19 protein-coding genes are annotated in these 22990 nt (G+C 63.9%); all 19 read right to left on the reverse strand.

Going from position 1 to position 22990, the window contains the following annotated elements:
* Window positions 1–10: 10 nt before the first annotated feature.
* The 19 genes from NG898_RS07480 to NG898_RS07570 all read right to left on the reverse strand — a co-directional run bounded on the left by NG898_RS07480 (window position 11) and on the right by NG898_RS07570 (window position 22973).
* The gene (locus NG898_RS07480; protein ID WP_252691756.1) at window positions 11–2491 is read right to left on the reverse strand and encodes a 3-hydroxyacyl-CoA dehydrogenase/enoyl-CoA hydratase family protein; all 2481 of its coding nucleotides are present in this window, start codon (window positions 2489–2491) and stop codon (window positions 11–13) included.
* Window positions 2492–2565: 74 nt separating this feature from the next.
* A complete protein-coding gene (locus tag NG898_RS07485; RefSeq protein WP_252691757.1) occupies window positions 2566–4353 on the reverse strand; it encodes an acyl-CoA dehydrogenase C-terminal domain-containing protein in 1788 nt (595 codons plus the stop codon).
* Between the two features lie 51 nt (window positions 4354–4404).
* Complete coding sequence (locus tag NG898_RS07490; RefSeq protein ID WP_021196492.1) at window positions 4405–4995, reverse strand: TetR/AcrR family transcriptional regulator; 591 nt, start codon at window positions 4993–4995, stop codon at window positions 4405–4407.
* 404 nt (window positions 4996–5399) lie between these two features.
* A complete protein-coding gene (locus tag NG898_RS07495; RefSeq protein ID WP_252691758.1) occupies window positions 5400–7064 on the reverse strand; it encodes an acyl CoA:acetate/3-ketoacid CoA transferase in 1665 nt (554 codons plus the stop codon).
* Between the two features lie 41 nt (window positions 7065–7105).
* Complete coding sequence (gene clsB / locus NG898_RS07500) at window positions 7106–8374, reverse strand: cardiolipin synthase ClsB (protein ID WP_252691760.1); 1269 nt, start codon at window positions 8372–8374, stop codon at window positions 7106–7108.
* The gene (locus NG898_RS07505) at window positions 8371–9117 is read right to left on the reverse strand and encodes an endonuclease/exonuclease/phosphatase family protein (RefSeq protein WP_252691761.1); all 747 of its coding nucleotides are present in this window, start codon (window positions 9115–9117) and stop codon (window positions 8371–8373) included. The genes clsB and NG898_RS07505 overlap by 4 nt, the downstream gene beginning before the upstream one ends.
* 1 nt (window position 9118) lies before the next feature.
* Entirely contained in the window at window positions 9119–9604 is a 486-nt protein-coding gene (nudB, locus tag NG898_RS07510) for a dihydroneopterin triphosphate diphosphatase (protein WP_252691763.1), read from the reverse strand.
* Window positions 9605–9721: 117 nt separating this feature from the next.
* Window positions 9722–10582 (reverse strand): hypothetical protein, encoded by an 861-nt coding sequence (locus NG898_RS07515; RefSeq protein ID WP_252691764.1) that lies wholly within the window; start codon window positions 10580–10582, stop codon window positions 9722–9724.
* A gap of 161 nt (window positions 10583–10743) precedes the next feature.
* Window positions 10744–12615: an aspartate--tRNA ligase gene (aspS, locus tag NG898_RS07520; RefSeq protein WP_252691765.1), complete on the reverse strand. Its 1872-nt coding sequence runs from the start codon at window positions 12613–12615 to the stop codon at window positions 10744–10746.
* Between the two features lie 49 nt (window positions 12616–12664).
* A complete protein-coding gene (locus tag NG898_RS07525; RefSeq protein ID WP_252691766.1) occupies window positions 12665–13402 on the reverse strand; it encodes a DUF502 domain-containing protein in 738 nt (245 codons plus the stop codon).
* A gap of 31 nt (window positions 13403–13433) precedes the next feature.
* Complete coding sequence (locus NG898_RS07530) at window positions 13434–13784, reverse strand: FmdB family zinc ribbon protein (protein WP_252691767.1); 351 nt, start codon at window positions 13782–13784, stop codon at window positions 13434–13436.
* A 247-nt stretch (window positions 13785–14031) separates the two neighbouring features.
* A complete protein-coding gene (locus NG898_RS07535) occupies window positions 14032–15471 on the reverse strand; it encodes a high affinity choline transporter 1 (protein WP_252691768.1) in 1440 nt (479 codons plus the stop codon).
* Window positions 15472–15702: 231 nt separating this feature from the next.
* On the reverse strand, window positions 15703–16332 hold the full coding sequence (locus NG898_RS07540) for a TPMT family class I SAM-dependent methyltransferase (protein WP_252691769.1): 630 nt from the start codon (window positions 16330–16332) through the stop codon (window positions 15703–15705).
* Window positions 16333–16355: 23 nt separating this feature from the next.
* Entirely contained in the window at window positions 16356–17933 is a 1578-nt protein-coding gene (gene ubiB, locus NG898_RS07545) for a ubiquinone biosynthesis regulatory protein kinase UbiB (RefSeq protein WP_252691770.1), read from the reverse strand.
* On the reverse strand, window positions 17930–18586 hold the full coding sequence (locus tag NG898_RS07550) for a ubiquinone biosynthesis accessory factor UbiJ (RefSeq protein WP_252691771.1): 657 nt from the start codon (window positions 18584–18586) through the stop codon (window positions 17930–17932). Before NG898_RS07550 ends, ubiB begins: the two co-directional genes overlap by 4 nt.
* Window positions 18587–18732: 146 nt before the next feature.
* Window positions 18733–19767 carry a Tim44 domain-containing protein gene (locus NG898_RS07555; protein WP_252691772.1) on the reverse strand — a complete coding sequence of 345 codons (1035 nt, stop codon included), beginning with the start codon at window positions 19765–19767 and terminating at the stop codon, window positions 18733–18735.
* A 127-nt stretch (window positions 19768–19894) separates the two neighbouring features.
* Window positions 19895–20626 (reverse strand): bifunctional demethylmenaquinone methyltransferase/2-methoxy-6-polyprenyl-1,4-benzoquinol methylase UbiE, encoded by a 732-nt coding sequence (gene ubiE, locus NG898_RS07560; protein ID WP_004633265.1) that lies wholly within the window; start codon window positions 20624–20626, stop codon window positions 19895–19897.
* 52 nt (window positions 20627–20678) lie between these two features.
* Window positions 20679–21095, reverse strand: a complete 417-nt coding sequence (locus NG898_RS07565) for a gamma-butyrobetaine hydroxylase family protein (RefSeq protein ID WP_092973318.1) — start codon at window positions 21093–21095, stop codon at window positions 20679–20681.
* 33 nt (window positions 21096–21128) lie between these two features.
* Window positions 21129–22973, reverse strand: coding sequence for an ABC transporter ATP-binding protein/permease (locus tag NG898_RS07570; protein ID WP_252691774.1), 1845 nt, complete (start codon window positions 22971–22973; stop codon window positions 21129–21131).
* Window positions 22974–22990: the final 17 nt, after the last annotated feature.

A 22990-nucleotide genomic window follows, 5' to 3' on the forward strand; every position in this document is an offset into this window, starting at 1 on the left:
GGTCGCGCGATTAGTTACGCACCGGCTTGCCGGTTTGCAGCATGCCCATGATGCGTTCCTGGGTCTTGGAGCTGCCGAGCAGATCCACGAAGGCCTTGCGCTCCAGCGCCAGCAGCCATTCTTCGTCCACGAGCGCACCGGCTTCGACATCGCCGCCGCACACGGCTTCAGCAATGCGCGAGGCGATCGTGAAGTCGTGCTGCGAGATGAACCCGCCGTCACGCATGTTCACCAGCGACGCCTTGATCGTGGCGATGCCCGAACGGCCCGCCACCGGAATGCCCACCGGACGCAGCGGTGCGCGGTAGCCCGAATCGGACAGCGCACGCACTTCGTTGCGTGCAACGTGCAGCAACTCGTGCACGTTGAACACGATGGTGTCGGTCGGCTGCAGGTAGCCGATCTTCTGCGCGTCCAGCGCGGAAGACGACACCTTGGCCATGGCCGCCGCCTGGAAGCGGTTGGTCAGGAACTGCAGGATGTTCGTGCTGCCCGCTGCCTGTGCAGCCTTGGCAGCGGCCAACGCCGCTTCCTTCAGGCCACCGCCCGCCGGCACGAGGCCCACGCCCACTTCCACCAGACCGATATACGTTTCCAGTGCCGCCACGCGCTTGGCCGAGTGCAGCAGCAGCTCGCAGCCGCCACCCAGTGCGATGCCCGATGCAGCCGACACGACCGGCACGCCGGCGTACTTCACACGCATCATGCCGTCTTGGAACTTCTTGACGAACGGCTCGATGCCCTTGGCGCCGCCCATCATGAAGGCCGGCATCGCTTCTTCCAGGTTTGCCCCGGCCGAGAACGGACCACCCGGGGCGCCCAGCTTGAGCGACGTCGGCTGCCACACCACCAGGCCCTTGTAACCAGCTTCCGCCAGATCGACTGCACGCGTCAAACCATCGATGACGCTCGGTCCGATCGTGTTCATCTTGCTCTTGAACGAGACGATCAGCACGTCGTCTTGCCCTGCCGCGTCGTCCACCCAGATGCGCACGGCATCGGTCTCTTCGATGGTCTTGCCATACGTGAGCGGGTTGACCGTCGTCGCACCCTTGATCGGCGCACGGAACACCTGACGGCCGTACACCGGCAGCGTGCTGCGCGAGAGGAACGTGCTCTGGTTGGCCGACCACGAGCCCTCTGCCGAATGCACACCGCCGTTGTCCGCCACCGGGCCGGAGAACACCCACTGCGGCAGCGCTGCGTTCGACAGCGCCTTGCCGGCTTCGATGTCTTCCTTCACCCACTCGGCGACTTGCTTCCAGCCGGCCTCTTGCCAGTCTTCAAACGGGCCGCTGTTCCAGCCGAAGCCCCAGCGAATTGCCAGATCGACTTCTGCAGCAGAATCCGCAATCTGCTCCAGATACACAGCGATGTAATGGAACACGTCGCGGAATACCGCCCACAGGAACTGCGCCTGCGGGTTGGTCGATTCGCGCAGCAGCTTCAGGCGTTCGGCGGGCTCCTTCTTCAGGATGCGCACAACGATGTCATCCGCCTTCTTGCCGCTCGGGCCGTACTGGCCGCTTTGCGGGTCCAGCACCTTGATTTCCTTGCCTTCTTTCTTGTAGAAACCGGCGCCTGCCTTCTGGCCCAAGGCACCCGCTTCCACCAGCTTGGCCAGCACGGGCGGCGTGGCGTAGACCGGGGCGAACGGATCGTCCTTCAGGTTGTCCTGCATCGTCTTGATGACGTGCGCCATGGTGTCCAAGCCCACCACGTCGGCCGTGCGGAACGTCGCCGACTTGGCGCGGCCTAGCTTCGAGCCCGTCAGGTCGTCCACCACGTCAAACGGAATGCCGTACTTGGCCGATTCTGCAAACACCGCCAGGATCGAGAAGATGCCGACGCGGTTGGCGATGAAGTTGGGCGTGTCCTTCGCGCGCACCACGCCCTTGCCGAGCGCGGATGTCAGGAACGTTTCCAGCTTGTCGAGGATGTCGCCGCGCGTATGTTCGGTCGGGATCAGCTCGACCAGATGCATGTAGCGCGGCGGGTTGAAGAAGTGCACGCCGCAGAAGCGCGACTTCAGCTCGGCATCAAAGCCGTCCGACAGTTCGGTAATCGACAGGCCCGAGGTGTTCGACGCGAAGATCGCGTGCGGAGCAATGTGCGGCGCGACCTTCTTGTACAGGTCGTGCTTCCAGTCCATGCGTTCGGCAATCGCTTCGATGACGAGGTCGCAGTCGAGCAGCTTTTCGATGTCGTCTTCGTAGTTGGCAGCCTGGATCAGGTTCGCGTCGTCCTTGATGCCCAGCGGGGCCGGCGACAGCTTCTTCAGGTTTTCAATGGCCTTGAGCACGATGCCGTTCTTCGGGCCTTCCTTGGCCGGAAGATCGAACAGCGTGACGGGAACCTTGGCGTTGACCAGGTGCGCGGCAATCTGCGCGCCCATCACGCCGGCGCCCAGCACAGCAACGCGCCGGACGAGGAAGTTGGAGCGCTGGCCGGCCTGCGGCTGCGCGCTGGTGGAGAGTTCAGTGCGGGTCATGGTGTCCTCGCGGGGAGAGAGGAAGAGACGAGGGGGCGACGCTTGCACACGTCGCCCCAAGAGAATGCGGCTGTTTAGAACAGATCCGCTTCGAGTGCCATCAGCGTCGCGCCGCCGGCACGTGCCATGCGGATCTGCGAAGCCGTTTCGGGCAGCAGCTTGGCGAAGTAGAAGCGCGCCGTTGCCAGCTTGACCTTGTAGAAGGTGTCGCCGCTGTTTTGCTTTTCCAGAGCGATCTTGGCCATGCGGGCCCAGAAGTACGAGAACACCAGGTGGCCGACCACACGCAGGTACGGCACCGCCGCCGCGCCCACTTCGTCCGGGTTGGCCATGGCCTTCATGCCGATTTCCATGGTCAGCTTCTGGACCTTGTCACCAATGTCGGCCAGCGGGTTGACGAACTCCTGCATGGCTTCGTTGGTGCCTTCGGCTTCCACAAAGTCCTGGACCAGCTTGCCGAACTTCTTCATCTTGGCGCCCATGTCGCCGAGGATCTTGCGGCCCAGCAGGTCCAGCGACTGCACGGTGTTCGTGCCTTCGTAGATCATGTTGATGCGGGCATCGCGCACGTACTGCTCCATGCCCCACTCGGCGATGTAGCCATGGCCACCGAACACCTGCATGCCTTCGTTGGTGGAGATGAATGCGTTGTCGCTCAGGAAGGCCTTGGCGATCGGCGTCAGCAGCGCGACCAGATCAGCCGCGTCCTTGCGCGCGGATTCGTCTTCGTGCGACAGCTCGCGGTCAATCTGCAGTGCGATCCAGTAGCTGAATGCGCGGCCGCCTTCTGCAAAGGCGCGCTGCGTCAGCAACATGCGGCGCACATCCGGGTGCACGATGATCGGGTCAGCCGGCTTGTCCGGTGCCTTCGGGCCCGACAGGCTGCGCATTTGCAGGCGTTCCTTGGCGTAAGCGGCCGAGTTTTGATACGCAACTTCGGTCAGGCCCAGGCTCTGCATGCCGACGCCCAGACGGGCGGCGTTCATCATCACGAACATCGCGTTCAGGCCCTTGTTCGGCTCGCCGACCATCCAACCGCGTGCGCCGTCCAGATTGATCACACAGGTGGCGTTGCCGTGGATGCCCATCTTGTGTTCGATGGAGCCGCACTTCACAGTGTTGCGCTCGCCGGGGTTGCCGTTGGCATCGGGGATGAACTTCGGCACCACGAACAGCGAGATGCCCTTCGTGCCGCCCGGCGCGTCCGGCAGGCGTGCCAGCACCAGGTGGATGATGTTTTCGGCCAGGTCGTGCTCGCCCGCCGAGATGAAAATCTTCGTGCCGGTGATGGCATATGAGCCATCGGCCAGCGGCTCAGCCTTGGTGCGCAGGATGCCGAGGTCGGTGCCGCAATGCGGCTCGGTCAGACACATCGTGCCGGTCCACACGCCCGACACCAGCTTCGGCAGGTAGCGCTGCTTGAGTTCGTCGGTGCCGTGTGCGTGCAGGGCTTCGTACGCGCCGTGCGACAGGCCCGGATACATCGTCCAGGCCTGGTTGGCCGAATTCAGCATCTCGTACAGCGCGTTGTTGATCAGGATGGGCAGGCCCTGGCCGCCGTACTCCGGATCGCAGCCCAGTGAGGGCCAGCCAGCCTCAACGTACTGTTGATACGCTTCCTTGAAACCCTTGGGAGCCGTCACCACGCCGTCGCCGTGGTAGGTGCAGCCTTCGCGATCGCCTGACTGATTAAGCGGGAAGATGACTTCGGAGCAGAACTTGCCGGCTTCCTCGATCACCTGATTGATGGTGTCTGCATCGATCTCCGCGTGCTGCGGCATTTGCTTCAGGTGGTCCTCCACGCCGAGAAGCTCGTGGAGAACAAACTGCATGTCACGCAGCGGTGCGGTGTATTGACCCATCTTGCAACTCCTTGGTGTGTACTGCGCGACCGCTAGGTGTGCGATGCCGCGTCAGGTTCGGTAAGACTGAATGAGTTTGTTAAGCGCCACCATGGCCAGCTCTGCGCTGTTCGGCAACCGCAGGAAACGCGCATCGTGATGTAGACCCAGCTCCAGGCTGTACATCTCGAAGAGCATCAATTGCGGGTCCGCTTCTGCACGCAGGTGGCCTTCTTCCTTTGCCTGTGCGATCGCGCGAGCCAATGCTGCACGCCAGATCGTCACGCTCTTGACGAGTTCGTCGCGCACCGGGCTTTCGGCACGATCGTCGTACTCCACCGCGCCGCTGATGTAGATGCAGCCCGTGGTCACTTCCTGAATGCGACGCTCCATCCAGCGTCGCACCATGCTCCACAGGCGCGGCAGACCGCGCGGTTCCGTCAAGCTCGGGTAGAAGACTTCCTGCTCGAACCGTTTGTGATACTCGCGAACCACTTCCACCTGCAGATCCTCACGCGAGCCGAAGTGCGCGAACACCCCGCTCTTGCTCATCTGCATGCGCTCCGCGAGCACACCGATCGTCAATCCTTCCAGTCCGTCGCGCGAAGCCAATTCCAGCGCGGCATCGAGAATCGCTGCACGCGTCAGTTCGCCCTTGCGCATCGGCGTGGCTGCTGCGTGATTTGATTCGAGACGAGCGGTCGGGTGACGCATGATGATTTCTCTCCGTTCTTTTCTGGGGCGTGACACGCGAGAAAATTGGCTTCTTGCAGGGCGCCTTTCGCGTGCCGGGCAGGACTGTAAACCAGCCTGCGCGAACACTCTAGCCCAAAATCGAACGGTCGTTCAATTATTTACAGGGGCCCTTGGAGCGGCAAGTGTTTTATTAGAAAGCGGCATCTAAATGGCGGCCCCGAATTGCCACCTTCCGCGGCGCAGCGCGAATCCCGCAAACCCTTTATATGAAAGGCTTTGCAGGGTGTGCGCCGCACCTATAAAACGGGTGCGCCGCAGCATAGCGGATGGATTTTCTAGTGCTACCCATCAGTAAATAAACTGCCCGAAAATCAAACCGGCGTAATGCCTGAGCACATGGCACCACGGCGGAAGATGCGGGCGTCCATTTCACGCAGGTCGGCTGCCACGGCAACCTCTGCGGCACACTGGTCCAGTACATCGCGCTGCAGGTCGATGCCGGGAGCGATTTCAGTCAGCGTGAGGCGCCGTGCGCCGTGGCCGGCGTCACGCATTTCGAAGACAGCGCGCTCGGTCACGTAGCGCACGGGAATGCCCGATCGCGCCGCATACTCACCGTTGAAGGTCAGATGGGACACGGCCGGCACGATCTTCTTGAGCCGCCCTTCGCGCACGATGCGCAGCTTGCCGTCTTCGGCTTCGACTTGAAGGCCGCCAGCGGTGAGCGTGCCCATGAACACGACCGAGCGTGCGCTCTGCGTGATGTTGATGAAACCGCCGACACCTGCGACGACGGTGTCGCCGCCCTCGCCAAACAGGCTGACGTTGACGTTGCCGGCGCCGTCCAGTTCTGCAAGGCCGAGGATGGCGAGATCGATGCCGCCACCTTCGTAGAAGTCGAACTGCGCTGGCTGATCCACCACGGCTTCGGGATAGGCCGAGGCGCCGAAGCTGAGGCCATCTGCTGGCGTGCCGCCGATGGGACCGGCCTCCACGGTGAGCGTAAAGCCACGCGCGCCCTCCTGTTCAGCCAGGGCGCCGACAGCTGCGGGCATGCCGACGCCCAGGTTCACGACGCGCGGTTGCTGCGCCATCAGTTCCAGCACGGCACGGCGTTGCACCAGCGTGCGGGCATCGAGCGCGCCGTGCTGGCTCGTCTCCAGCGCCTCGCTCGCTTCGATGGCGTCTTCCTTGAGTTGGACCGCCTCGCCTTGCCACGGGCGGATGTAGGTCGGGTTGAACGCCTCGCCGAAGGTCATCTGATGTTCGGCTTCATCGTCAGCAACGACCACGTAATCGACGAGGATGCCCGGCACGTGGATCGCCTGCAGGTTGTCGTGCCGATCGACGAGCCGACGCACTTGCGCGATGACGATGCCACCCGAGTTGCGTGCGGCCTGCGCCATGGCCAGCAGTTCGTGATGAAAGGCTTCTTCGTGCGTGCTGATATTGCCGCGCGGGTCGGCGGCCGTACCGCGCAAGAAGACGCAGTGCAACGGAAAGCTGGGGTAGAAGAGATAGTCTTCGCCGCGAAAGGGTTCGTACTCGACCCACGAGGCCGTGCCTGCGGCGCGCGCCGCCTTGGCGCGGGCATTGATGGCGCCGCCGTGGTAACGCGCGTCAAGCTCCGTGCGTGGGTCGACGAAGGTGTGCAGACCCATCTTGGTCAGCACGCCGGGCTTGCCACCCGCGATGGCGCGGTACAGATGCGTGAGCACGCCCTGGGGCAGGTTGAACGCATCGCATTGTTCGGCAAGCGCCAGGTCCGCCAGTCGTGTGGCGGAGCGCCAATGCCCGCCGACCACACAGCGCGTCATCCCGGGATTGCCGAAGTGGTTGACGCCGCGCGTGGCACGATCGCCTTGTCCGGCGGAGTAGACCAGTGTGAGATCGCGCGGCTCGCCGGTGGCCAGAAAGCGCCGCTCCAGCGCGTGCGTAACGGCCTCTGCATGGCCCGCGCCGACAAATCCGGCGCATGCGACCGTCCACTCCGGCTGTACCAACCGCGCCGCCTCATCGGCTGTGATGACTTGCATGTCTCCTCCGTCTTGTTATGTTTTTGCAGGTGTCTGCACCGCTAATACTGCGCTGCGCGCCCGCTGATGACGACGCCAAGGCGCACGAGGCGGTAGGCGCACCAATCTGCCAGGCGCCACCACCAGCGGCGCGCGGCGTGCTCATCAGCCAGGACGCGGCGTGCGTGATGGGTGATCGCGTCTTCAAGTGCGCCGCGCAATTCGTTGGCCACGGTCGCATCCCACGCGACGACGTTGGCTTCGCGTGCCAGCAGCAGGCTGAACGGGTCGATGTTGCTGGAGCCGATCGTGGCCCATCGATCGTCCACCACGGCTACCTTGGCATGCAGGAAGCTGGATGTGTATTCGTGGATCTCAACGTTGTCGCGCAACAGCATGTGATACAGCGAGCGCGTCGCGTAGTGCTGCAACCGGTATTCGACCTGCCCCTGCAAAAGCAGGCGCACGCGCACACCGCGCCGTCGGCATGCTGCCAGCGCACGCATGAAGCGCACGCCCGGCAGGAAGTACGCGTTGGCAATGATCACCTCGTGCCGCGCCACACCCAGCGCGCGCAGATACTCGCGTTCGATCGCACGCCGGTTACGGACGTTGTCACGCAGCACCAGCGAAGCCAACACGGTGCCCGGTGCGCGCTCACTTTCCCGTCCGGATGCTCCGCGATGCCGTGGTCGCGGCGTATCCGTCATCACCGGAAACTCGGCGGCGACGCCCGTTACACCGACCTCCCGCATGCCGGCACGCACGCCCATCTGCCACCAGAGCCGGTCGACGGTCAGCGCAATCTGCGCGACCAGCGGCCCGCGTACCCGCACTGCAAAGTCGTAACGCGGCCCCAGCGCAGCGTCGTGAAATGGCGCGTGATTCAGGTCGTCGATGATATTGATGCCGCCCACGAACGCCACGTCGTCATCGATGACGACGATCTTCCGATGCAGCCGTCGCAAGTAGCGGCGCTGCAGGCGAAAGCCGCGCACCGGACGATAGATGCGCAAGCTCACGCCCGCCGCTTCGAGCATTGCGCCGATGCTGTCGGGCAGCAGCCCGGTGCCGAAGCCGTCGATGGTCAGGTTGACATCCACGCCGCGGCGCGCCGCGCGGGCGAGCGCTTCTGTCACGCTGTGGGCGGTGGGGTCGTCGCTGTAGATGTAGGTTTCGAGCGCAACGCGGCGTTGCGCGGCGTCGATTGCCTCGATCAAGGCTGGGAAGAACTCGGCACCGCCGCACAGCAGGTCGACGTCGTTGCCCGGCAGGGGCTTACCCCGCCGCCACTCCGAGCGCAGCGGCCCTGCATCGCGAACGACCCTCATGAATGTGCCAGTTCCGCCAGCAGGGGCACGTGATCAGAGCGCTGCGCCCATTCGCGGCCCGTCAACGCATGCGCACGTTCGATCTCAAACCCGCGCACGTAAATGCGGTCCAGTCGCAACCAGGGCATGTGGCTCGGGAAAGTGCGCACCGGGCGCGCATCGGCGGCCTTGTCGGCCACTTCGGTCGCACCCAGCGCCTGGCAGATCATGCGATCGAGCCGGTTGTTCCAATCGTTGAAATCGCCCGCCACTACGAGCGGCGCATCCGGTGGCACGACGGAACGCACGCGATCGACGAGCGCCTCTGCCTGCCGCAACCGGCTGCGGGCAAACAGGCCGAAGTGAGCGCACAGCAAATGGACCTCGCCAAAGCCGAGATCGGTCACGGCGTGCAGCAGGCCGCGCTGCTCGAAACGGTGGTCGGAGATATCGAGGTTTTCCGACAGCAGGATCGGGAACCGCGAGAGGATGGCGTTGCCGTGGTGGCCATGCTCGTAGACGGCGTTGCGGCCATAGACCGAGTGCGGATAGACGTCGGTCGCAAGGTAGCGCAGCTGCGTGTAGTTCGGATCGAACAGCTCGGCGGCAACCAGGCGGTCGTTGCGGTCCTGTACTTCCTGCAGGAAGACGATGTCGGCGTCCATCGTATGCAGGCCCTGCCGCACGTCATGCACGCGCACGCGCCGCGCGATGCCTGTCACGCCTTTGTGGATGTTGTAGGTGGCAACGCGCAAACGGAGCATGTCAGGCTCGGTCCTTTGTCAGTGCGGCCTGACGCGCGTGATAGGCAGCAAGGCGTTCGGGCAACTGCAAAATGGCCTCGGCGTTGCTGCGAGAGAAGCACCGCGCGGCGGCATCTTGGTAGGGCAGCCATTCGGCCTGCACATGCTCGCGCGGTGACATCCGCACCGGCACCTTGCCGCTCACCAGCAAGCCGAACCAATGCTCGGTGTTGCGCGTAACGCCCGGCGCGTAGCGGTGCCGCCAGCGGGGGTAGATCTCGTATTCGATGTGGTGGCCCCAGTCAATCAGATGATGCTGGGCCGCGTCGATGCCGGTTTCTTCCAGCACCTCGCGGCGAGCCGTGTCGGCCAGGGGTTCGTCGAGCGCATCGCAACTGCCGGTCACGGATTGCCAGAAGCCCGGATGATCTGCCCGCTCCATCACCAACACGTGTAAATCGGGCGTGTGAATGACGACGAGAACGGAGACGGGAATCTTGTGCGGCATGAGTGCGGTTGCTGCGTGCTTCGATGGGGCGGCGCGATCGCGCTGCAAGGCAATAGCTTACCGCAGCCAGAAGCGTGCCACCGTGACGTTCTGCGTGCTGCCATGCCGCGGCAGCAATCAGGCAGCGCGCAACGGCCCTTGGCCTGTGCGCGTGCGGGCAAGCCACAGCGCCGTCTCATCCGTCGCCGTTTCGTGACCAAACTCACGGCGGGCGACGGCCAGCAGCGGATCGAGCATCGCAGCATAGTCATCGGCTGCGCGCTGTGATTGCGCCCACAACGCCTCTGTACGCTCGCCGAGCTGTTGGCGCAGCGCAGCGAGCTGTGCGGTCAACTCGCGTTCGCGGTTGCCCAGCGTGTTGAATTTCTGAATGAGGAAGCGCTGCACATCGGTCTGTTCGGATTGCGCGTTGGCCTGGTCGAAGCGTTCAACAATCGCCGAGGTCTCACGCTCGATGCGATGCAGTTCGCTGGTGCCTTCGCGCTCAGCGGTCTCCAACACTTGCAGGGCGCGGCGTTCGGCCTGCAAGACACGCGCGTGATCGGCAAAGCGGAGTTCCGCCGCCAAATGCGCTTCGGCCAACGGGCGCGGTGTGTCATATACGAGCGGATGCACGGGCATGCCTGGTGCGGCTGGCGGCAACGCCGTTTCGGGTAGACGCAGGTTGGCGACCGCGTGCAGCCAATGCATCCGCTCCGCCGCAAGGTGACCCAACGCGCGCATCCCCTCGGCCAAACCCGCAGGCGACGCCGAGGCGGGCCCCGGTGGATGTGCGCCCTGCGCCGCAGCCGCAATTTCGGGCACGCAAGCCGCAACCGTGGTGGCTACGGCCTCGGTCATGGCCATGGCGGCACGCCGCGTGGCACGGCGGATTTCGATCCAGGCCAGCAGCATCACCACCAGCGCTGCAATCAGCCAAGTCAACAGGAACTCGGCATGTGCGGCGACCCATGTGCGCGCAAAGTCGACGTAGTCCATCTAAACACTCCTCCTTCGTTGTCACCCAACGTGACAGAAACGAAAGATTCGGTTTAGCACCCAATGTTCCCGATTGCTGCGAGTTGTCCCAGCAGGCGCAAAAAAAAAACGCGCCGCCCTTTCAGGCGGCGCGGTCTGTTGTGGAGCGTCAGCTCGGGCGCTTAGGCAGTCGTTGCAGCCGTCGGTGCGGCCACTTTGGCCTCGGCAGCGCGCAAGCGGATATGCAGCTCGCGCAATTGCTTCTCGTCGACCGGGCTCGGTGCCTGCGTCAGGAGATCCTGCGCACGCTGCGTCTTCGGGAAGGCGATCACGTCGCGGATCGAATCCGCACCGGCCATCATCGTGACAACGCGGTCCAGACCGAACGCGATACCGCCGTGCGGAGGCGCACCGTACTGCAGTGCGTCGAGCAGGAAGCCGAACTTGGCGCGCGCTTCTTCATCGTTGATCTTCAGCGCGCGGAACACCTTGCTCTGCACTTCTTCGCGGTAGATCCGCACCGAGCCGCCGCCGATTTCCCAGCCGTTGAGCACCATGTCGTAAGCCTTGGCGATGCACTTGCCCGGATCGGTTTCCAGGTATTCCAGGTGCTCGTCCTTCGGGCTCGTGAACGGGTGGTGCATGGCTACCCAGCGTGCGTCTTCCTCGTCGTACTCGAACATCGGGAAGTCGATCACCCACAGCGGCTTCCAGGCGTCTTCGAACAGCCCGTTGCTCTTGGCAAAATCCGAATGGCCCACCTTCAGGCGCAGTGCACCCATCGCGTCGTTGACGACCTTCGCGCGGTCGGCACCGAAGAACAGGATGTCGCCATCTTGTGCGCCGCTGCGCTTGAGGATCTCGGCGATAGCCGCGTCGTGCAGGTTCTTCACGATCGGCGATTGCAAGCCGTCGCGGCCCTTGGCCACTTCGTTGACCTTGATCCAGGCCAGGCCCTTCGCGCCGTAGATTTCGACGAACTTGGTGTATGCGTCGATATCACCACGCGACAGGGAAGCACCGCCCGGCACGCGCAGTGCCACGACGCGGCCGCCTTCAGCGTTGGCCGGGCTCGAGAACACCTTGAAGTCGACGTCCTTCATGGCGTCGGTCAGCTCGGTAAATTCCAGCTTGACGCGCAGGTCCGGCTTGTCCGAACCGAAGCGGGCCATCGCTTCGCGGAATTCCATCACCGGGAACTTGGCATCCAGCTCCACCGACATGGTGTTCTTGAACACCGTGCGGATCATCTCTTCAAACAGGTCGCGGATTTCCTGCTCGCTCAGGAACGACGTTTCGCAGTCGATCTGGGTGAATTCTGGCTGGCGGTCAGCACGCAGGTCTTCGTCGCGGAAGCACTTGGTGATCTGGTAGTAGCGGTCGAAGCCCGACACCATCAGCATCTGCTTGAAGAGCTGCGGCGATTGCGGCAGCGCGAAGAACTGGCCAGCATTCACGCGCGACGGCACGAGGTAATCGCGCGCGCCTTCCGGGGTGCTCTTGGTCAGCATCGGCGTTTCGATGTCGATGAAGCCCTTGTCGTCCAGGTACTTGCGCACTTCCATCGCAACCTTGTAGCGCAGACGCAGGTTGTACTGCATTTGCGGGCGGCGCAGGTCCAGCACGCGATGCGTCAGGCGCGTGGTTTCCGACAGGTTGTCGTCGTCCAGCTGGAACGGAGGCGTGACGGAGGCGTTGAGCACCGTCAGCTCGTGGCACAGCACTTCGACCTTGCCGCTGGTCAGGTTGGCGTTGGTGGTGCCTTCCGGCCGGGCGCGCACGACGCCCTTCACCTGCAGGCAGAACTCGTTGCGCACACCTTCGGCCACCTTGAACATCTCCGGGCGGTCCGGGTCGCACACGACCTGCACCAGGCCTTCACGGTCGCGCAGGTCGATGAAGATCACGCCACCGTGGTCACGACGACGATGGGCCCAGCCCGACAGCGTGACGCTCTGGCCGAGCAGTTGTTCGGTGACCTGACCGCAGTATTGAGTACGCATTTGCATGTTGTGGTTTTCCGCGAAGCGCGCCGCCAAGAAAGCGTCGCGCATGAAAGTTGATTGGGGCCGGCGTCGATTCGACTTCGTTCGTATCGCCGACTCAGGGTGCCGCGATGGCGCCGCCCTCTGCAGGCAGCGCGGTCGGATTCGAAGGGTCGCGCGGCCCTTGAGCCGGCGACCGGTCCTCCGTGTGTGGCGAGGCATCGGGCGGGTCCATGCGGCGCGGCAACGCTTCGGGCGCCACTACCCCCATCGACACGATGTACTTGAGCGCAGCGTCCACCGTCATGTCCAGCTCGATGGTGTCAGCCTTGGGCATCATCAGGAAGAAACCCGACGTCGGGTTCGGCGTGGTCGGCACGTACACGCTGACGTACTCGCCCTGCAGGTGGTTCTCAACATCACCGCCGGGGCGGCCGGTCAGGAAGGCGATCGTCCAGGAGCCTTCGCGCGGGTATTGCACCAGCAGCGCCTTGCGGAATGCATTGCCGTTGGACGACAGCAGTGTGTCCGACACCTGCTTCACGCTCGAATAGATCGGGCCGACCACAGGAATGCGGCCCACGAGCGCTTCCCACCACAGCACCAGCTTCTGGCCGATGAAGTTGTGGGCCAGCACGCCCACGATCAGGATGAACGCCAGCGTGAGAATCGCGCCCACGCCAGGAATGCGCCGCCCGAACAGCTGATCCGGCTGCCATGCCGACGGCAGCAGCGCCAGGCTCTGGTCCATCGTGCCGATGATGAGCGACAGCACCCACAGCGTGATCGCAAGCGGGACAAGCACCAGAAGACCGGTCAGGAACCATGTCTTGAGTGCGCTGGTTTTCTGTTTCATGGGGCGATGGGCCGAAAGGTGAGCGATGCGATCAGTGGCAAGCGCAGGACGTGCCGCAACCACCGGACGCCGCCGGCGTGCTGGCGCTGGACGACGCGCTATCCGACGACGCGGCGGGGGCGGCAGCAGCGGCTGGTGCTGCGGCATCTGCCTTGGCCGCCGTACCGGTTCCGGCTGCTGCAGCCGAGGCACCGCCCGAACCGCCGCGGAAATCCGTCACGTACCAGCCCGAACCCTTGAGCTGGAAGCCGGCAGCGGTGAGCTGCTTCTTGAACGCCGGCGCGCCGCATGCGGGGCAATCCGTCAACGGCGCGTCGCTCATCTTCTGCAGCACATCTTTGGCGTGGCCGCAGGCGTCGCATCGATAAGCATAGATCGGCATGGTGTCCTCACCCTGAAACAAACAAATGACAAGAAAACGATTGGATTGCCCGCGCATCCCGCGAGCGCGGTGCGGGAAATACGCACATGGGCTCACGCAAGATTGGGGCAGCCGCGCGCCATACAAGTGCTGGCGCGCAAAGCCTTGAATTATAAACCCTTTTAGGGGAATTCCCGACCGCAGATTCGGGGTGGGCGATGGCGATGCGCGACAAAGTGGCACACCGCGCACGCCTGCAGCGAGACGCTCAAGCTTGCGTGGCCGCCTTGGTGGTCGGCGCGCGGTTCGCGATCCACTGCGGTCCGAGCGAGCCCAGGACCATCGCGCCGAAACTGGCCAAGAGGCCAACCAATTGCGGCGGAAGCATCGCATCGGGCAGGAACACTTCGCACCAGATCCATGCCGCGAGGCCCAGGATGATGGCCAACAGACCACCCTGCTTCGTCGCGCGCTTCCAGAACAGCCCGAAGGCCAGCGGCACGAACGCGGCCACCAGCGTGACCTTGTAAGCACTTTCGACCATGTGGAAGATCGACAAGTGCGAGTTCAGCGCAAACAGCGTCACCAGCACTGTGAATGTCAGCACCACTGCCTGCATCACGCGCAGGAAGCGCTTGTCATCCATGTTCGGCAACAGCGGGCGCAGCACGTTTTCGGCAAACGTCACGGACGGCGCCAGCAGCGTCGCGCTCGCGCAGCTCTTGATGGCCGACAGCAGCGCGCCGAAGAACATCACCTGCGCGAAGATCGGCGCGTGCTGCAGCACCAGGTTCGGCAAGATCATCTGCGAATCGGTATCGATGTACTTTGCGACCATCTCCGGGTCAATGAGCGTGGCGGAATACGCCAGGAACATCGGCACGAACGCAAACATGAAGTACAGCACGCCGCCCAGCACCGATGCCGTACCGGCGATGCGCTCGGTGCGCGATGAGGTCACCCGCTGGAACACGTCCTGTTGCGGGATCGAGCCGAGCATCATGGTGATCCACGCTGTCACAAAGCCGATGACCTCGATCGGGTTGAACGCCGGCCAAAACGAGAACTTGCCCGAAGCTGCCGCGTGCGCCACCACCGTGCCCACGCCACCGGCCTGACCCGACACCTCCCAGCCGATGTACAGCATGCCGATCACGATAATGATCATCTGGATGAAGTCCGTCACCGCCACCGACCACATGCCGCCGAACAGCGTGTAGACGAGCACGCTGCCCGCGCCGATCATCATCCCGAGGTCTTGCGAGACCGCGCCGTCAGACACGGTGTAGAACACCAGACCCAGCGCCTTGATCTGCGCCGCCACCCAGCCCAGGTACGACACGACGATGCACAGGGTCGTCAGCGTTTCGGCTGCTCGGCCAAAGCGGTTGCGATAGAAGTCACCAATGGTGAGCAGGTTCATCCGGTACAGCGGCTTGGCGAAGAACAGACCCACCAAGATCAGGCACAGCGACGAACCGAACGGATCGGCCACCACACCGTGCAGGCCGTCCTTGAGAAATTCTGCGGGAATCCCGAGCACCGCCTCGGAGCCGAACCAGGTCGCGAACACCGTTGCCGTCACGACGTAGAACGGCAGGCTGCGGCCAGCCACGGCGAAATCGGCGGTACTGCGCACCCGCAGTGCAGCCCACAGGCCGATCCCGACCGAAATCACCCAGTAAACAATGACAAACCAGATCAGCATGGCAGCGCGGAAAGAAGCTGGAAAACCCCATGGTGGCCCGGTTTTGGGCCCCGGGGCGCCGGGCAAAGTGGCCGGATTATAGCGATGGGACCGCACGCCGGGGCATCGGTACGACCACGAATGCCGCCCCGTTTGCCAGATTTCTGGGCGACGGCCCACAACGGGCGCCGGCAGGCTTTTTGTTGACGACGGCCCATGTTGCTTCGCACCAACACTGGCCGGGAAAACGGATCAATCGGCGCGGCGGCGCCAGACTTGCCAACGCTCGCGCCCGGCGAACACCGGAATCGAATCAGCTTCGGCGATGGGCATATCGCTGATGCGCTCAAACGCCGGCGACAGCAGCCCATCCAGCTCGGGTTGCGTGGTCTCGAACGGCGGCCCTTTGGGGACCGCCTCTCGGCCTTCCACCACGGCAAAGAAGCCGGCCAGCAACCCGCCCGGCGGGAGCAGTTTTGCCACCTGCGCGGCGTAATCGGGCCACAGACGACGCGGCATAGCGCACAGGAAAGCGCGTTCGTAGATCCATTGCACCGGACGAGGCGACGAAAAGCGGAAGAAATCCGCCAACTCCACCACGTCGGCGTGCGGGCCCAGCACGGTCTTAGCCGACGCCACGGCACTGGGCGCGAAATCGATGGCAGTGACCGGCCAACCGCGATCCGCCAGCCAGCCAGCCTCGTAGGCGTTGCCGCAACCGGGAATCAGCGTGGAAAGCGGCGCAGGCTGCGCTTCGCAGAATTGCCGGAACGCGGCGGGCACACCGGCGGCATCCCAGGGGGTGTGCTCGCGGCTGAAGCGCTCGTCCCAAAAGGCGGGATCGGCGGCGTCACGGGATTGGAAGACGGGCGGTTGGGCCATGGCACTCGGAATGTGAGGACGGATCAGTAGCGGGCCATCCAGGCCAGAACATGCGTCGCGACGATGCCGACCGCGAAACCACCGACGAACAACAGCGCGGCAGACAACAGCCGGTTCGTGCGCTTTTGCTCGGCAAGCAGCGCAGTGAGCGCCGCGGTCTGCGCATTGCCGTCCTCGCGGGAGCGGCGATCCAGAATCTGGTACACCAGGCGCGGGAAGTCCGGCAGCTTGTTGGCCCATTGCGGCGCCTCGACCTTCAGGCGCTCGACAAAGCCGCGCCAGCCGATCTGCTCGTGCATCCAGCGTTCGAGGAATGGCTTGGCCGTCTTCCACAGGTCCAGATCGGGATCGAGCTGGCGGCCAAGGCCTTCCACGTTCAACAGGGTCTTCTGCAGCAGGACGAGCTGCGGCTGCACTTCCACGTTGAAGCGGCGCGAGGTCTGGAACAGCCGCATCAGCACCAGACCCAGCGAAATTTCACCCAGCGGCCGATCGAAATACGGCTCGCAGCAAGCGCGAATGGCACCTTCGAGCTCTTCCACGCGCGTCTCTTCCGGCGCCCAGCCAGACTCGATGTGGAGCACCGCCACGCGGTGGTAGTCGCGCTGGAAAAACGCGAGGAAGTTCTGCGCCAGGTAGTTCTTATCGAACTCCGACAGCGCCCCGACAATGCCGAAATCCAGCGCGATGTAGCGGCCCAGCGTCTCGGGCGCCACACTCACGAGGATGTTGCCGGGGTGCATGTCGGCATGGAAAAAACCGTCGCGGAAGACCTGTGTGAAGAAAATCTCCACGCCGTCGCGCGCGAGCTTGTGCATGTCGACGCCGGCGGCGCGCAGCTCTTCGGTGTGCGAGATCCGCATGCCGTGCATGCGCTCCATCACGAACACCTCAGACGTGCACCAATCCCAGAAAACCTCGGGCACCAGCAACAGGTCGGACTTGGCAAAATTGCGGCGCAACTGGCTCGCGTTGGCCGCCTCGCGCATCAGGTCAAGCTCGTCGTGCAGGTACTTGTCGAACTCGGCGACCACCTCGCGCGGCTTCAGGCGCTTGGCGTCGGCCCACAGTTTTTCCATCCAGGTAGCGAGGTCCCGCATGAGCGCGAGGTCGCTGTCGATCACGGGCAGCATGCCCGGGCGCAGCACCTTGACCGCCACCTCGCGGCCATCGTCGGGGCCGCCGCGCAACGTGGCGAAATGCACCTGCGCGATCGACGCGCTCGCCACCGGATGATGATCAAATCGATGGAACAGCGCAGACAGCGGCTTGCCGAGCGATTTCTCCACGATGGCCGCCGCCACCTTCGGGTCAAACGGCGGTACGCGATCCTGCAGCTTGGCCAGTTCGTCCGCCACATCGGGCGGTAGCAGATCGCGCCGCGTAGACAGCACCTGCCCGAACTTGACGAAGATAGGCCCGAGCTGCTCCAGCGCCAGTCGCAGGCGCTCACCGCGCGGGAGCTTGGGCTTGCGGCCCAACGTCAGCACCCAGACGAGCGCGCGAATGCGGCGGCTCTTGAAGCCGGACAACGCGAGCTGATCCAGCCCGTAATAGAGGATGACGAAAACGATCTTGCCCAGCCGGAATAAGCGCGTCATGCCGATTCACCCTGACGGATGGTCCGGATGGCCGGTCGGGGGGATTTTTCGAGCCGCTCCAGCCGCTTGGCCAGACGCGCTTCGGCATCACGCAGTGCCGCCACATCGGCGGCGAACTGCGCGAGGCGCGCATGGCGCACGAGCGTCGGTTGCTCATCGGTCAGATACGACACCACCGATTCCGCCAGCGAACGACTGACGCGCGTGGCCTCGGTGCGGGCGGCCTGCGCGCCGCTCACCATACGCTGCGCGATGACGTCGCCAAACACGCGCGAGAGATCTTCCGCCGCATCCCAGCGCAGATTGCGCAGCAGCGTGGACAGCACGTTGGCGAATTCGGCCTCGCCCTCGATACGCACGTGCTTGAGCACGGCGGCCTGTCCGCCCGTGGCGTAATCGCTGGCAGCGGCCGCCAGCGGCACGACAACAGTCACCGCCGGTTCAACATCAGGATCGGGAGCGGTCACCAAGCCGGTGGCATCCACCTGCAACGTCATCGACATGGGCGCCAAGTTAAAGCGTGCGACGCGACCCGCGAACGGCCGCAGCGTCTCCTGCGCCCAGGGCTCCTGGCGCAGCAGATGGTTGAGTGCGAGCAGCAGCGGCTGCATCAGCACAAGCGGAAACGGAGACGAAGAGGCTGTCGAGGACATGCGGTGATGGTGCGCAAAAACAGCAAGAAAGCAGCAAGAAGCGGGCTGGCGGCGGGCAGCAAAAAGGGCCCAAACCGGACGGTCGGGCCCTATTTTACGGGGAATGTTGAAACGGCCGTTTTGCGGCGCTTCAAGTTGTTACAGCATCACTGCAACTGCTGGATACCCGCCAGCACCCAACCACCCGCACCCTGCGTCGGCTTGGTCAGGTTCCACACCTCGGCAAACGGCTGTGCGGGCGCATTGGCTTCTTCGCGGATCATGCCCGAGAAGCGCACGCTCGCGAGGTACTCGGCGGCCTGCGTTTCGATGCCCAGCATTTCGGCTTCGACAGAGACCACGTCGGTCTTGTTGGGCGACGTGCCGCGGTCAGCCAGGTCCATCTTGATCTCGGCAAACATCTCCGGCGTGGTGAATTCGCGGATGTCGTTGAGATTGCCGGCATCCCAAGCGGCCTGCAGGCGGATGAAGTAGACCTTGGCGTTGCGCAGGAAGGCTTGCGTGTCGAAATCTGCCGGCACGCCCCATGGCTGTTGCGGTGCGGCCCCAGCAGGCTGCGGGCTGGAAGCCGCCGGACCACCCAGGTTCCACGACTGCGCAGCGGTTGCCGCGCCAGCGCCCAGGCCCGACGTATTGCCGGTGTTCAGCGATGTGGCTGCCGGTGCAGAAGCCTGCGGGGCCGGAGCGGCAGGTTGCGGCACGTACGGCTCACGGTCGCCGCCCAGCGACGGGCCACCCGTGGCATAGGCCGGACCTTGCGGACGGCTGCCGCGCACCTTGCGGATGATCCACATCACCACGAAAGCGACGAGCGCGATCAGGATCAGGTTCGACAGCAGCGAGGCAAGGCCCGCGCCCAGACCGAACTTCGACAGCAGGTAACCGATACCCAGACCCGCTGCCAGGCCACCCAGCATGCCGCCCCAGTTACGTCCGGGTTTTGCGGCCGGCGCGGCCGGAGCCGGTGCGGCCGGCGAAGGTTGCGCAGCCGGTGCGGCCTGCTGCGTCGGCGACGGCGTTGTGGCCGGCGGCGTCTGTTGGCGTTGCGTCACGGTGGACGACTGCTTGCCGACGCTGCGACTGCCGCCCATGCGTTTGGCGTTGGCGTCAATCGCCGTGCCCAGTGCGAGCGTCGCGACCAGCGCACCCGCCATCAATTTTCCACCCCAATGCAAACTCATCGCTGTCTTCTCTCCAATGGCAGTGACGCCATTAGATGAAGACGTCAATGCGGAAATTCAATGTGAAGGATCGTGGCATATCGCCGCAGCGCGCTACATCGCCCATCTGGTGGAACGACGGAAACACTTAGAGGCGACGGCCAACGTGCAGAGCCACGACACCCGCTGTCAGATTGAAGTATTCGACCGAGTCCAATCCGGCCTGTTCCATCATCTGCTTGAGCGTTTCCTGATCCGGGTGCATGCGGATGGACTCGGCCAGGTAGCGGTAGCTCTCGGGGTCGCCCGCCACTTTGCTACCCAGCCACGGCAGCACCTTGAACGAGTACACGTCGTAGGCCTTCTCCAGCGGCTGCCACACCTTGGAGAACTCCAGCACCATGACCTTGCCGCCTGGCTTCACCACGCGACGCATTTCTGCGAGCGCGCGATCCTTGTGCGTCATGTTGCGCAAGCCGAATGCCACTGTCACCACATCGAAGTAAGCATTCGGAAAGGGAATGTGCTCGGCGTCGCACAGCGCGGTGGGGGTGAGCACACCGGCATCGAGCAGGCGGTCACGGCCGACGCGCAGCATCGACTCGTTGATGTCGGTCAGCCACACCTCGCCGGTAGGACCTGCCTGGCGCGCGAAGGCCTTGGCCAGGTCACCTGTGCCGCCGGCAATGTCGAGGACTTTGTAGCCGGGGCGCACCGCTGCCTGGGCGATGGTGAACATTTTCCACACGCGGTGCAGGCCACCGGACATCAGGTCGTTCATCACGTCGTACTTGCTGGCGACGGAATGGAACACGCCGGCAACCTTGCCGGCCTTCTCCTGCTCATCGACCTGCTGGAATCCGAAGTGGGTTTGGCTCATGACAGAAAGGGATACGGGTGCAGCGCACAGGCGCCGCGAAGTGAATCGGGAATCAGTGGCTGTGGCCGCAGGCGTGGCCGGCGTTCTCTGCCATCGGGGCGTCACGGTCGACGCCAGCAGCGGCCAGACGATCGAGATACGCCTGCCAGAGCGTGGCTTGCTCAACGCCGAGGCGGTACAGGTAGGCCCAATCGAAGATGCCGGAATCGTGGCCGTCGGAGAACAGCGGCCGGATCGCGTAATTGCCCACCGGCTCGACGCCGACGATGCCCACCTCGCGCTTGCCGGTCTGCAGAACCTCCTGACCGGGCCCATGCCCCTGCACTTCGGCCGACGGCGACAGCACGCGCAAGTATTCGAACGGCAGGCTGAACTGCTTGCCATCGGCAAAGGCGATCTCCAGCACACGTGATTGCGTATGCACGGTGATGCCGGTCGGGTGCGGAGTGTCGGCGGAAAGTCCGGCCATGGAAAACGTCTCGTCGAGTCAAAAAACTGCGTTTCAGGAAGCCGCCAGCGCCATGTGCGCAGGCTCTTCTACCACCCGATAGCTTACCGCAGTCAACGGATCGCCCTCGGGGATGTACCGCAGGCGGCGATGGTGGAATCGTGCCACGGTGCTGCGGTGCGCCACGCTGACGATGGTCACATCAGGCATCGATTCGAGCATCAGGCTGTACATGAACGCCTCGGTGTCTTCGTCGAGTGCGCTGGTAGCCTCGTCGAGGAAGAGGTAGTCGGGGCGCTGCAGCAAAGCCCGCGCAAAAGCCAGGCGCTGCTGCTCGCCGGGCGACAGGCGCAGGCTCCAGTTGCTCACCTCGTCCAAGAGGTCGGTCAGTGCCGGCAACCGGCACGCGTTCAGCACCTGGGTCAGACGCTCAGCGGTGTATTGGGTGGCCAAATCCGGATACGAAAGCGCGTCGGCCAGCGTGCCAGACGGTAGATAGCTGCGCTGCGGCAGGAACAGGACGCGGGCATCGTCCGGCACCTCGATGTGGCCGCTGCCATACGGCCAGATGCCTGCCACGGCGCGCACCAGCGTGCTTTTGCCGCAGCCCGACGGGCCATTGACGAGTACACGCTCACCGCGTGCGAGCGTCATGTCGAAGGGCTCGACCAGCAAATCTTCGGGCTTGCGGTTGGGGAGGTTCAGCGCGAGGGCGCGGGCTTCGATGGCGGGTACTGCCGCGATTTCGACCTCGACGTCGCGCACGCCGGCGCGATGCTCTTCCTCACGCTCGGCGGCGCGGATGGCGCGCTGGAATTCGATCAGCCGGTTGGTGGAAGCTTTCCAGGTGACCAGCGTGCGGTAGTTCGTGACAAACCACGACATCGCGTCCTGCACCTGTCCGAAGGCTGTCGCGACCTGCATCATCCCGCCCAGCGTGAGCGTGCCGCCAAAGTAGCGCGGTGCCGACACCAGAAACGGGAAGATGATGGCGAACTGCGCGTAGCCGGAACTGGCGAAGGTCAGGCGCCGCGTGTAATCCATCAACTGATTCCAGTTGGTGCGGATGCGCTCGAAGCGGCCGCGCAGGATGGCTTTCTCGGTCGGCTCACCGCGATACAGGGCGATGCTCTCGCTGTTCTCGCGCACACGCACGAGCAGGAAACGGAAGTACGCCTCGTAACGTTCCTGCTGGAACGACAGCCCGATCAGCGGCCGCCCCACGAAGTGGATGATGACCGAGCCCACGATCGAATACAGCAGCGCAAACCAAACCATGTAGCCCGGAATGACGAAATCGTGACCGCCCAGGCTGAACGCCAGCGGCCCCGACACCGCCCACAGGATGCCGAAGAACGACACCAGCGTAACGGCCGAATTCAGGAAGCCCAGCGCCAAGGTGAGCGTCGCATCGGTAAAGGTGCGCAGGTCGTCGGCAATGCGTTGGTCGGGGTTGTCGGCGCTGTGCGTCTGTTCCAGACGGTAGAACGCCTGCTTGCCGAGCCAGTCGTCGAGAAAGCTGCCGGTAATCCACGTCCGCCAGCGCATCTGCAACATCATCGAGTAGTACAGCCGCATGATTGAGCCAATGATCAGCAGCGCGGCAATCCATGAGAAACGCAGCAATTGCGCCCAGAACTCGGCGTAGTTTTTCTGCTCGAGCGCGTTGTAGAAAAGCCGGTTCCAATCGGTGAACAACACGTTCATGAACACGAGGAACAGGTTCAGGCCAATCACCAGCGCAAGCAGCCCCCAGGCCTTGTGGCGATCTTCCGAAAACCAGTACGGGCGAATCAGTTGCCAAGTCTCCGAGAGATTCAACCGCCCATGGTGGACGGTCAATTCGGAGATGGAATCCTTATGGGAATCGGGCGTGGCGGCGGTGCGCGGTGTCGTCATGGCGAGGGCGTTGGCGC

Source organism: Ralstonia mojiangensis, from assembly GCF_023955645.1.
Classification (GTDB): domain Bacteria; phylum Pseudomonadota; class Gammaproteobacteria; order Burkholderiales; family Burkholderiaceae; genus Ralstonia; species Ralstonia mojiangensis.